Source organism: Streptomyces xingningensis (assembly GCF_054957865.1).
In genome coordinates this window covers 55,840-67,833 of the sequence record NZ_JBDJPF010000019.1, presented here as the reverse complement: position 1 = coordinate 67,833, position 11,994 = coordinate 55,840, and the positions used below count along the sequence as shown (strand labels likewise).

The following is an 11,994-nucleotide window of genomic DNA, read 5'->3' as shown; positions in this document are numbered from 1 at the left end:
CGGTCACTGCCCCTCGTTGCGCACCCTGGTGCACATCTGGCACGACCGGCACCACCATAACCGCCCATTGGCGTCCACATCGCTGCTGCCGCAGGCCAGGCATTCCGTGGTCACGAAGTTCGCCTCCACCAGGCTCCTGGACTGCCCGGCCAGCCGGGCCGCCTGCTGCTGCTCCAGGGCGTAGCACGCGATGCACAGCCACATCTCCTGCCCCGCCAGCTTGATGGGCCAGTGCAGGCATCTCGGGCACAATGCGGTGCCCAACGGAACCTGCTCCGGCATCAGCCGGGCGGGGTAGCGCTCCGGCAGCAGGGTCACGCGATCACCTTGCCGGTGCCCATGCAGTTACTGCACTCGGTCTGTGCTCTGTGCCGGTCCTGGGTCTCCCACTCCACGGTGCCCTTCCCTTCGCACTCCGGGCAGGCGACTTCGTCCGGGAGCCCATCGTTGCCCGACTGCCTCATGAGTCCTCCAACGCCTCGGGCCCGACCGGAAATGATAGTCCCCGTTCGGGCGGCCGGGTGGAGGGCTTCGGTGAACATGCTTGTGATGGCGTGCATGGTGCCGCTATGGTCCGCAGCAAGTCCTCATGTGTCACATCAATCACATCAACCACAGTGATCACAGCAAGAGTTGACGTTCGGCCACACCATCGCGCAACCAACAACCCACCACGGACCAATCCAGGCATGGCGAGCCCGCGCGGGATGTCCGGGCGCGCCTTGGTGAACGGAGACCGATGCGAAGACGAAGAGGAGTGCGCACCGCCGTCATCTCGGCGGTGGCGAGCTCGGCGATAGCGGCCTCGCTGCTCCAGGCGCCGTCCATATGGGCGGCGGGCGGCGGGGATGTTCCGGCGGCGTCTGCCGCGGCAGCGGATGGCAAACCGTCCCCGGCCTCGGTTTTCGGCCCGCAGCGGGGTGAGGTGCTGGGCAAGGGATGGGAGAAGTCCACCGACCGGGCATGGACGACCAGTTCGGATGCCAATGGATTCCATCTGCTGGTGGCGGAGAAGAAGTCCGGTTATACGTGGCGGACGGCGGCGACGCTCAAGGAGCCCGGGTTCGACACCGACGCATGGATCGGCAATGCCTGTGTGACCGCCTCCGGCAGACGCGCTCTGGTGGTGTATGCGCCACGGACGTTCACCAACAGGGCGGAGCTGATGGCACGCGGTGGTTTCACCGCCGCGGTGGACCTCGAGTCGGGGAAGGTGAGCAAACTTCCCCTCCAGGCTTCGCTGTCGTACTACAACCCCGGCTGTGGCACCGGTGAGGACGCGGTGCTGACCCAGTCCGGGGGCGAGGACAAGGCCGCCACCCGGCTGGTCCGGGTCGATGCCGCAACCGGCCGCCTGTCGCGCCCCGTTGAGGTGCGCGGGCAGCTCACCTCGGCGGTTCCCGTCGAGGGTGGTATCGCGGCCGCGGCGGCCGGGCGGGTGGTCAGGATCGACGGGCGGGGGAAGGCGACGCCCCTGGCCCGCACCAGCTGGGTGCCCTATGGGCTCACTTCCGACGCCGAGGGGGGACTGGTCTTCCTCGACAAGACGGGCAAGGACAGTGCCACCGCCGAACGGCTGACCCCGGAACGAATGAAGAAGCCGGTCGGTGACAAACCGGCAATGGCGCTCGCCGAGGGGAAGTTGACAAAGATCGGGGTCACTCGCAGCGCCCAGGGGCGGGTGTTCCTCATGGGTGACACCAAGCAGACCGCCGCATCCCTGCCCGGAGTCGTCGAGCGGACACCCGGGGCGCCGCAGGACGCGATGGTCAGCACCCGGGGCGAGGCCCTGGTGACCCACACCGAGTGGGCGGACGGCAAGGACTCGGGTGTGCGCCGGGCGGAGCCGGAGGCCGCGCGTCCGGTGAACATCTCGCTGAGCGTACGGGCCACCGGAAAAACGCCCTCCTTCACGGTGGACCCCGCCCAGATTCCCGCACAAGCCGCCCGGAAGGGCGGGGAGTTGTCCCCCGCGCTGAGCTTCAAGGGGGCACCGGGTGCGCGGAAATCGCTCAAGGACCGGTCGGACGACCCGGTGGAGAGCGAGGACGAGCGGTTCTGCTCGGTTCCGCGCAACGATGTGCGCAACCAGGCCATGCAGCCCAAGCCCCGCCAGGTGGAGTGGGCCGTCGACAAGGTCGTCCAGGGCAGCCTCGGTGATCTCGTCCATCGCCCGGAGAACTGGAAGAATCTGGGCATGCCCGCCTACTCGCCGAGTGACTACTTCAGCCCGCGCAATGCGCAGTTGGAGGGTGGCGGCCGTGTTCCGGCGCAGGTGCTGCTGGGTGTGGCCATGCAGGAGTCGAATATGTGGCAGGCCGGCCGTGAGGCCGTGCCCGGGGTGACGGCCAACCCGTTGATCGGCAACTTCTATGGGATCTCCTATGCCGCCAATGGGCAGCAGACCGATCCCTGGGCCATCAACTGGGAGAAGGCCGACTGTGGTTATGGCATCACCCAGGCCACCGATGGCATGCGACTGGCGAGCCGGCCGACCTCCGACACCAGCAATGTCCCCGCGCTGCCCTACCAGGTGCAGCGGGCCGTGGCACTGGACTACACCGTCAATATCGCCTACGGCCATCAGATACTGGTCAGCAAGTGGAACCAGACTCGGGCCGCCGGGCTGACCGTCAACAACGAGGACGCCGCCCGGCCGGAGAACTGGTTCTTCGCGCTGTGGGCCTACAACTCCGGCCTGCACCCGGAGAATGAGAAGGACAGGAACGGCGGTCAGTGGGGGGTGGGCTGGCGCAACAATCCCGCCAACCCCGAGTGGAAATCCGGGCGTGCGCCTTTCCTCGCCCGCAGCGCCCATGACGCAGCCCACCCGCAGGACTGGCCCTATCAGGAAAAGGTCCTCGGTTTCGCCGCTTACTCCTTCGAGGCCCTGGAGTCGCCCGGCAAGACCGTGGCGGCCTTCCGGCCCGCCTGGTGGACTTCCAACGCCCACAAGGAGTCCGTCAAGCCGCCGGCCACGTTGTTCTGCACCATGGACGACAACTCCTGTGACCCCGGCAGGGCCGACCAGGACGGCAAGAACGACGAAAACGGCCCGTGCCGGATCACCAGTGGCCAGTACAAGCTCTACTGCTGGTGGCATAAACACGTGGTGTGGAAGGACTGCCGCTCGGCCTGTGGGAATGAGCTGATCCGCTTCACCGAGAACTACCCGAACGAGGAGCCCGATGGCACCGCGTATCAGCCCAACTGCTCAACCTCCGAGTCAAGCAGCGGCAATAGCGCGCCGCCCTATGCACTGATCATTGACGACACCGCCGATGACGTCCCGTCCGTGCGGCCCGACTGTGCGAGGCCGTCGGTCAATGCGGGGACTTTTGGCTTCAAATTCTCCGGTGACAGCGGCCGCTATCAGTCGAAGATGGATCTGCACCAGATCGGCGCCGGCTACGGCGGGCACTTCTACTACGGGCACACCCGTGCCCCGGGCGACAATTCGGGCAAGCTCGCGTTCGAGGGCACCTGGAAGCTGAACAACGACCGTAATGGCTGGACCCGGGTGGTCACCCATCTGCCGGACCATGGCGCGTGGACGCAGCAGGCGAAATACACCATCGACCTGGGCGACGGCACCAAGCGGGTGCGGTACATCAACCAGAACCGCAGGGCCAACAACTGGGTCTCGCTGGGCGTTTACAACCTCAAGGGCCGGGCGAGCGTCACTCTCACCACCGAGGCTGCCGACGGGACCGGGGACGCCGATATCGCCTTTGACGCGGTCGGCTTCCAGCCGCTGCCCGGGAAGCCCCGGCATATTGTGGCGGCGCTGGGTGACTCGTACTCGTCCGGCGAGGGCGCCGGTGACTACATCACCGAATCGGACAGCGATCACGGCGGCGCGAAATGGAACGCCTGCCGCCGGAGCAAGAACGCCTGGCCGCGCAAGATGGTGCTACCGGGGAACTCCATGCCGACCGGCCAGCTGTCCGACATGTGGGCCGATGAGACCGAACTCGGCTTTGTCGCCTGTTCCGGGGCGCGGACCTGGAATGTGAGCGGCTGGAACAACGATGGTGTGCAGGTCCACCCCGACTCCTGGGAGCAGCCGTCGAACTACTCGCTGGGAGAGGGGCAGTTCCATGAGATGACCCAGGTGGAATCAGGGGTGCTCGATGAGAACACCACACTGGTCACCCTGACGATCGGCGGCAACGACGGAGGCGCGTTCACCGATGCCGTGGTCAACTGCTACATCGTGGGCGTGTGCAAGAAGGAGGACTACACGGATCGCGTCGACCGGGCGCAGAGCGCGGCCGACGACCTGATCAGAAGGATCAGCGCGAAGGCGCCGAATGCCCAGATCGTGTTGATGGGTTACCCGAGGCTGCACAGCAGCAAGGCGTGCGACACGGCGAACTCGGATGCCCTCAACTCCCTGGCCGACTATGTGGCGGAGAAGCAGGCGGCCACCGTGGCCTCGCTCAAGGGGCAGGGCATCAAGGTCGAGTTCGCGAATGCCATAGCGGGTTTCACGGGCCATGGAATCTGTGATGACTCCGAGTGGATCAACAAGATCGTCGTCGGCCCCAATGGCGACGGCGACTTCCACAAGGGAGACAATGTGCAGGAGATATGTGTCCCGGTGGCCGGACTCTGCAACAGCCGTGAATCCTTCCACCCCAAGAAGGACGGAACGACCGGTTACGCGGATGTCATGAACCGTCGGCTGGCCGAGATCGGATACCACGGGTCCTCGTGACGGACAGCGACGGCGCACCGAGGAGAAGCGGCTCTCGAGGCTGCCTCTCCTCGGGGTGCCTGCTGGTGCTGTGCCTGGCGGCGGCGATCCTCGCCTATATCGGCTATGAGTTGGTCACGATGAACGACCGGGCGGCCGACCACGCCCGTGCCGAGATCGCGAACTCCGCCCGCCGCGTCCGGCAGCACCTTGACCATGGCCCTCGCGGGGAGAGGCTCACCGATGAGGTCGTCAAGCGGGCGTTCCTGAGGTCCGGATGGAACGTCCGGGACGTCAGGCGGAACGATTCCGGGGTCGAGATCGCGGCGAGCATCCTCATGTCCGAGTCGAGGTGGCTCGGGGCGGTGGATGTGAAGAGCTGCTACCTGTTCCGGTCCGCCGCCGATGCGTCCCCGGTGACCGCACGGGAGGTTCCGGGTGCCCGTTGCGGGGTGAAGTAGCCGGCCCCGGCCCAGGAGTTCACCGGCGGGCGGTCAGCAGAAGGCGTGCCGAGGAGTTCATACGCCGGTAGTGTCAGGAACTCCGTGTAGTCCTCGTCCAAGGCGACCCTGAGCAGCAGGTCGTGGGCCCGCTGCCACTCTCCCGCCGTGAAGGCGGAGTCTCCGGTCTCCTCCCGGATCGCGGCCAGTTCGTCTGCCGCAACGGTACGGACCAGCTCGGCGGTGGCCCGCCCGCCGGTTTCGAAGACGATGCCGGCGTTCACCCACTGCCAGATCTGGGAGCGTGAGATCTCCGCGGTCGCCGCGTCCTCCATGAGGTTGAAGATGGCCACGGCGCCGTGCCCCCGTAGCCATGCCTCGATATAACGGATGCCGACCTGGACGGCGTTGCGCAGTCCTTCGAAGGTGGGGCGGGCCTTGAGCGAGTCAACGGCGATGAGTTGATCCGCCGTCACCTGGACGTCCTCCCGCAGCCGGTGCTTCTGGTGCGGGCGTTGGCCCAGCACGGCGTCGAAGGATGCTTGGGCGACCGGGACCAGATCGGGGTGGGCGACCCAGGAGCCGTCGAAGCCGTCCTGTGCCTCGCGGTCCTTGTCGGCCCGGACCTTCGCCAGGGCGGCCTTGTTGACCTCGGGGTCCTTGCGGGAGGGGATGAACGCGGCCATGCCGCCGATGGCATGGGCGCCGCGCTGGTGGCAGGTGCGCACCAGGAGTTCGGTGTAGGCGCGCATAAAGGGGGCCGTCATCGTCACGGAGTTGCGGTCCGGGAGGACGAACTTCTCGCCGCCGTCGCGGAAGTTCTTGATGAGGGAGAAGAGGTAGTCCCAGCGGCCGGCGTTGAGGCCCGAGGCATGGTCGCGCAGTTCGTAGAGGATCTCGTCCATCTCATAGGCGGCGGTGATGGTTTCGATGAGGACCGTGGCGCGGATGGTGCCCTGGGGGAGGCCGAGGTAGTCCTGGGCGAAGACGAACACCTCGTTCCAGAGCCGGGCTTCGAGGTGCGACTCGGTCTTGGGGAGGTAGAAGTACGGGCCCTTGCCCAGGTCGAGGAGGCGCCGCGCATGGTGGAGGAAGTAGAGGCCGAAGTCGACGAGCGCGCCGGGCACGGGGCGGCCGTCGACGGTGAGGTGGCGCTCGTCGAGGTGCCAGCCGCGCGGGCGGACCACCACGGTCGCCAGCTCCTCGGCGGGGCGCAGTGCGTAGCTCTTGCCCTCGGGGGTGGTGAAGTCGATGCGGCGTTCGTAGGCGTCGGTGAGGCTCAGCTGGCCCTGGATGACGTTCTCCCAGGTGGGGGAGGAGGCATCCTCGAAGTCGGCAAGCCAGACCCGGGCGCCGGAGTTGAGGGCGTTGATGGTCATCTTGCGGTCGGTGGGGCCGGTGATCTCCACTCGCCGGTCCTCGAGTGCGGCGGGGGCCGGGGCTACCCGCCAGGTGGGGTCGGCGCGGATGCGGGCGGTCTCGGGAAGGAAGTCCAGGGTGTGGGTGCGGGCGATCTCGGCCCGGCGGGCGTGGCGGCGGGCGAGGAGTTCATCGCGGCGCGGGGTGAAGCGGTGGTGCAGGGCGGCGAGGAAGTCGAGAGCGGCGTCGGTGAGCACCTCCTCCTGGCGCTGCACGGGCGGGGTGTTGACGACGACGGCCGACGCTGGTGCGGGCATGGCGGTGTCACTCCTTCGACGGGCGGCGGGCGGCACGGAGTGCCAACTCCTGGCCAGTGGAGAGTAGTTTTCTCATGGTGGAAGTTCAATACCGCTTGGCGCTCGGTGTCATGCCCTCGGCGGCATGCTCTCGGGGGCCATGCTCCAGGTCATGGGCCGAGGAGGGCGAGGTCCTCCGGAGTGTCGATGTCGTCGGGCGTCGCGATGTCCGAGCATTCGACGAGGGTGACGGCGTCGGCATGCTCGCGGAGATAGTCCCGGGCACCCCGGTCGCCGGTGGCCGCGGCGGCGACCCCGGCCCAGTGGCGGCGTGCGAACAGGACGGGGTGGCCGCGTTCGCCCCCGTAGGCGGCGGCCACCAACTGCCCGCCCGCCCGGTGTGCGGCCAGGATGCGGGCCACCGCCCGTGCGCCGATGCGCGGTTGGTCCACCAGCAGCACCAGGACGGCCGGTGCGTCGGTGGCGGCGAGCGACTCCAGGCCCGCGCGGAGCGATGAGCCCATGCCCTCCGCCCAGTGGGGGTTGTCGACCAGGACCGTGCCCGGCCGCCCGGGCACGCGGGCCCGTACCGCCGCCGCGCCCGCGCCCAGCACCACATGCACCGGCGCGCAGCCGCCCGCGTCCAGCACTCTTGTTGTGTGCTGGAGCAGAAGTTCGCCACGATGCTCCAGCAAAGCCTTGGGGTGTCCGCCGAGCCGCAACCCCCCGCCCGCCGCGAGCAGCAGCCCGGCCACGGGGGGTACCGCCTCGGCTTCTGTCGTTTTCGTGTCCGTCGTCAGAGCCATGGCTCACTGCTTACCGCAAGAGCGGCAGCGTGTGTGGGGTATGCCAGTTCGTCACCCGGCCGAGAACATGCGGCCTCAATTTCGCTGTGCGTGTGGCGCGGCAGACGCAAAGTGGCGTTAACTGATCCGCGCGAGCGCGTGGGAGGGGGAGAGTCGTGACGGAAGGCGCCGTTGCGGTGGAGCAGGAATCGACAAGCCGTCCCGAGGGGCCGGATCCCGGGGTGGGCGAGCTGTGCGCGGCGGTGTCCCGGCTGCGCCGGGCGCTGGCCGGGCACCCCGCTCGGTTACCCGACAGAGACGCCGCCGAGGACGAACTGGCCGCGCTGGACGCCATGGCGCGGGCGGGCTGCCCGGAGGTCTCCCGGCTGCGCCGCTCGCTGCTGCTGGTGGCGGGCGCGGTCGGCTCGGTCAGCGCGCTGGCCCCTGCGCTGGGTGAGGTGCGGGCAGCGGTTGAGCAGTTCGCAAACGAGCACAGCGCCAAGCCGGCTGAGCACAGCGCCAAGCCGAACGAGTGCAGCGCCAAGCCAAATGAGCATGGCGCCAAGCCGGTTGAGCACGGTGCCGAGCGGGACGATCAGCCCGTGGTGCCGCGCCCGCGCGAGGGAACCTGACGGCGCGGACACCCGCCCGCCCGGTCCGGTCAGCCGGAGCCGGAGTCGGCGAGGGCCGCCGACAGCTGGGCGGCGACCTCCTTGAGCACCGGGACGATCTTCTCCGTGGCCTCTTCCGTGACCCGTCCCGCCGGACCCGAGATCGAGATCGCGGCCGAGGTGGGGGAGTCGGGCACCGGGACCGCCAGGCAACGGACCCCGATCTCCTGCTCGTTGTCGTCCACCGCATAACCCGCCTCGCGCACCTGGGCGATGGCCTCCAGGAACGCCTCGGGCGTGGTGATGGTCTTCTCGGTCGCGGCCGGCATGCCCGTCCGGGCGAGCAGCGCCCGCACCTGGTCGTCGGGTGCCTGTGCGAGCAGCGCCTTGCCGACGCCCGTGGTGTGGGGCAGTACCCGCCGCCCCACCTCGGTGAACATCCGCACCGAATGGTGTGAGGGCACCTGGGCGACATAGACCACCTCGTCGCCGTCGAGCAGGGCCATGTTGGCCGTCTCGCCGGTCTCCTCCACCAGCCGCGCGAGGTGTGGACGTGCCCAGGTGCCGAGCAGCCGGGCCGAGCTCTCGCCGAGCCGGATCAGCCGGGGGCCGAGCGCATACCGGCGGTTGGGCTGCTGGCGTACATAACCGCAGGCCACCAGCGTGCGCATCAGCCGGTGAATGGTGGGCAGCGGCAGTCCGCTGCTCGCGGCGAGCTCGCTCAGCCCGACCTCACCGCCGGCGTCGGCCATCCGCTCGAGCAGGTCGAAGGCGCGCTCGAGGGACTGGACGCCTCCGGTGGCTGAGGTGATACGGGGCTCGGCGGACGAGGGCACGGTGCGGTCCTTCCGGGGTGAGGGTGGGAGCAGCCTACCGGGCCGTGGCCGATGGCTCACGCTCGGTTCTCGCGGGTGGAGCCCGGCTTTTCGCGCGGTGAATAGCGGTGAATACCCGCATGTGGAGCGGGTGATCGACGGTGAGGGGGTTGACGGGCCGGGGGCCCGGTTGAAGACTGCCGGCATTGCTGTTCAACAGAACGTTGAAGATGGGCAGTCGTGCTGTGGGTGGAGCGCGAGGAGAGGGCGACGCCGTGTCCGAAGTGGAACTGTGGTTGCGCTCGACGCGGGTCGTGACCCCCGAGGGGGTGCGCGCCGCCTCCGTCGCCGTCGCCAGGGGACGGATCGCGGCCGTACTGCCGCACGGGGCCGCGTCCCCGGCCGGTGTGCGGACCGCGGACCTCGGTGACGACGCCCTGCTCCCCGGGCTGGTCGACACCCATGTGCATGTGAACGACCCCGGCCGCGGCGAGTGGGAGGGGTTCGGTACGGCCACCCGGGCCGCGGCCGCCGGGGGGATCACCACGCTCGTCGACATGCCGCTCAACAGCCTGCCGCCCACCACCACCGTTCCCGCGCTGCGGGTCAAGCAGGCGGTGGCCCGCGGCGCCGCCCAGGTCGACGTCGGCTTCTGGGGCGGGGCGCTGCCCGCCAACACCGCGGATCTGCGGCCGCTGCACGAGGCCGGGGTCTTCGGCTTCAAGGCCTTTCTCTCCCCGTCGGGCGTGGCGGAGTTCCCCCCGCTGGGGCCGGCCGAACTTGAAGCGGCCGCCGCCGAGATCGCCGGTTTCGGCGGGCTGCTGATCGTGCATGCCGAGGACCCGGTCCACCTCGAGCACGCACCGCAACCACAGGGTCCGCGGTACGCCGACTTCCTCGCCTCCCGCCCGCGCGACGCCGAGAACGACGCCATCGCCCGGCTGGTCGAGATCGCCGGGCGGCTGGGGACGCGGGTGCACATACTGCACCTGTCCTCCGCCGAGGCGCTGGGGACGATCGCCGCGGCGCGGGCGGCGGGCCTGCCGGTCAGTGCCGAGACCTGCCCGCACTTCCTCACCCTCACCGCCGAGGAAGTGCCCGACGGCGCCACCGAGTTCAAGTGCTGCCCGCCCATCCGGGAGGCGGCCAATCAGGACGCGCTGTGGGCGGGGCTCGCCGCCGGGACCGTCCAGTGCGTGGTCTCCGACCACTCGCCCTGCACCGCCGACCTCAAGGTGCCCGACTTCGGACGGGCCTGGGGCGGCATCTCCTCCCTGCAGCTGGGCCTGCCCGCCGTCTGGACCGAGGCCCGGCGGCGCGGACACGGCCTGCCCGAGGTGGCCCGCTGGATGGCCACCGCCCCGGCCGCCCTCGCCGGGCTGGCCGCCAAGGGCGCCATCGAGCCGGGCCGCGACGCGGACTTCGCGGTCCTCGCCCCCGACGAGACCTTCACCGTGGACCCGGCCGCGCTCCAGCACCGCAACCCGGTCACCGCCTATGCGGGCCGGACGCTGTACGGCGTCGTACGGTCCACCTGGCTGCGCGGCCGCAGGATCCACCACCACGGCGGCTTCACCGAGCCCACCGGCCGACTTCTGGAGAGACCACACTCAATTTGACTTCATCCCCCTCGTAAACGAGGGGGATTCCTACGGCTCGCGCCGTAGGGGTTCCTGTTTCATTGCCGATTGCCCGCCTGGAGAACTCCGTTGAGGTCTTACACCGGCTCCACAGGCCGAAACCGCCAGCCCGGCGGCCTTCAGGTTGCGCGCCGCGTTCACGTCGCGGTCGTGCAGGGTGCCACAGTTGTCGCACATCCATGTGCGCATGTTCAGTGGCATCTTGTCTTGCAGGGTGCCGCAGACAGAGCACAGTTTCGAGCTGGGGAACCACCGGTCCACGGCGATCACCTCGCGCCCGTACCACTGGGCCTTGTACTCCAGCATCGTCCGGAACCGTGTCCACGCCGCGTCGCTGATCGCACGCGCCAGGCAGTGGTTCTTGAGCATGTTCCGGACGGTCAGGTCCTCGATCACGATCGTTTGGTTCTCACGAACGAGACGAGTGGTCAGCTTGTGCAGGTGGTCACGGCGCCGGTCGGCGATCCTCGCGTGGATCTTCGCGGCCTTCCGGCGGGCCTTGGCCCGGTTTGCGCCGTCACCCCTGGCCTTCTTCGCCAGGATCCGTTGGGCCTTCGCGAGACGGGAACGGTCCTTGCGCTCATGCCGAGGGTTGGCGATCTTCTCGCCGGTGGAGAGCGTCAGGAGATGGCCGAGCCCAGCATCGACTCCGACGACTTGGCCGGCGGCGGCCAACGGTGTCACGCCGGAGTCGTCGCACAGCATCGAGACGAACCAACGGCCCGCCGCGTCCTGCGACACGGTCACCATGGACGGCTTTGTCCCCTCGGGCAAAGACCGGGACCACACGATGTCGAGCGGTTCGCTCATCTTCGCCAAGGTGAGCTTGCCATCGCGGAAGCGGAATCCGGAGGTCGTGTACTCGGCGGACTTCCGGGACTTCTTCCGCGACTTGAAGCGCGGGTACCTGGCCCGCTTGCCGAAGAAGTTGGTGAACGCGGTCTGCAAGTGCCGAAGCGTCTGCTGGAGCGGGACCGACGACACGTCATTGAGGAACGTCAGTTCCTCGGTCTTCTTCCACGCGGTCAGCATCGCCGATGTGGCGTTGTAGTTGACCCGCTCCTGGCGCAGAGCCCATGCCTCGCTGCGGGCCTGGAGCGCCAGGTTGTAGACCTTGCGCACACATCCGAACGTGCGCGACAGCTCGGCCGCCTGCGCATCAGTCGGATAGAAGCGGTACTTGAACGCCCGCTTCACGCACCTCGCAGTCACGCCCGCAAACTAGCGGGCCTGCGACTCAAGGCCAAATCTGCGAGTCAGAGCACTGCGATCCGCCCTGGCGGCGAATCGCAGTTCCTTGCCCTGCTCTGCAGGAGTCCGATTCCTCCCCCGCCTGAAGGCGGGGGTTT

The 11,994-nt window shown here is 68.7% G+C and carries 9 protein-coding genes and 1 pseudogene; 4 read left to right on the top strand and 6 right to left on the bottom strand.

The features are described from left to right. Positions 1–3: 3 nt before the first annotated feature. Positions 4–318, bottom strand: a complete 315-nt coding sequence (locus ABCR83_RS12775) for a hypothetical protein (RefSeq protein ID WP_462695053.1) — start codon at positions 316–318, stop codon at positions 4–6. Next, positions 315–464 carry a hypothetical protein gene (locus tag ABCR83_RS12770; protein WP_462695052.1) on the bottom strand — a complete coding sequence of 50 codons (150 nt, stop codon included), beginning with the start codon at positions 462–464 and terminating at the stop codon, positions 315–317. The genes ABCR83_RS12775 and ABCR83_RS12770 overlap by 4 nt, the downstream gene beginning before the upstream one ends. 275 nt (positions 465–739) lie before the next feature. On the opposite strand from ABCR83_RS12770, the gene ABCR83_RS12765 reads away from it, so the two are divergent. Then, on the top strand, positions 740–4,720 hold the full coding sequence (locus ABCR83_RS12765; protein WP_462695051.1) for a golvesin C-terminal-like domain-containing protein: 3,981 nt from the start codon (positions 740–742) through the stop codon (positions 4,718–4,720). After that, the gene (locus ABCR83_RS12760; protein ID WP_462695050.1) at positions 4,717–5,160 is read left to right on the top strand and encodes a hypothetical protein; all 444 of its coding nucleotides are present in this window, start codon (positions 4,717–4,719) and stop codon (positions 5,158–5,160) included. The genes ABCR83_RS12765 and ABCR83_RS12760 overlap by 4 nt, the downstream gene beginning before the upstream one ends. A gap of 47 nt (positions 5,161–5,207) precedes the next feature. Here ABCR83_RS12760 and aceB read toward each other — a convergent pair. After that, a pseudogene (aceB, locus tag ABCR83_RS12755) lies at positions 5,208–6,815 on the bottom strand (malate synthase A); the annotation flags it as partial. A 149-nt stretch (positions 6,816–6,964) separates the two neighbouring features. Next, entirely contained in the window at positions 6,965–7,600 is a 636-nt protein-coding gene (locus tag ABCR83_RS12750) for a nucleotidyltransferase family protein (RefSeq protein ID WP_462695049.1), read from the bottom strand. A gap of 155 nt (positions 7,601–7,755) precedes the next feature. On the opposite strand from ABCR83_RS12750, the gene ABCR83_RS12745 reads away from it, so the two are divergent. Beyond that, complete coding sequence (locus tag ABCR83_RS12745) at positions 7,756–8,211, top strand: DUF5955 family protein (RefSeq protein WP_462695048.1); 456 nt, start codon at positions 7,756–7,758, stop codon at positions 8,209–8,211. Between the two features lie 29 nt (positions 8,212–8,240). Here the strand turns inward: ABCR83_RS12745 and ABCR83_RS12740 are convergent, their stop codons facing one another. Further along, positions 8,241–9,026: an IclR family transcriptional regulator gene (locus ABCR83_RS12740; RefSeq protein ID WP_462695047.1), complete on the bottom strand. Its 786-nt coding sequence runs from the start codon at positions 9,024–9,026 to the stop codon at positions 8,241–8,243. A gap of 254 nt (positions 9,027–9,280) precedes the next feature. Between ABCR83_RS12740 and allB the strand changes: the two genes are divergently transcribed. Then, entirely contained in the window at positions 9,281–10,624 is a 1,344-nt protein-coding gene (allB, locus tag ABCR83_RS12735) for an allantoinase AllB (protein WP_462695046.1), read from the top strand. 30 nt (positions 10,625–10,654) lie between these two features. Here the strand turns inward: allB and ABCR83_RS12730 are convergent, their stop codons facing one another. Further along, positions 10,655–11,857, bottom strand: coding sequence for an RNA-guided endonuclease InsQ/TnpB family protein (locus tag ABCR83_RS12730; RefSeq protein WP_462695045.1), 1,203 nt, complete (start codon positions 11,855–11,857; stop codon positions 10,655–10,657). Positions 11,858–11,994 lie beyond the last annotated feature (137 nt).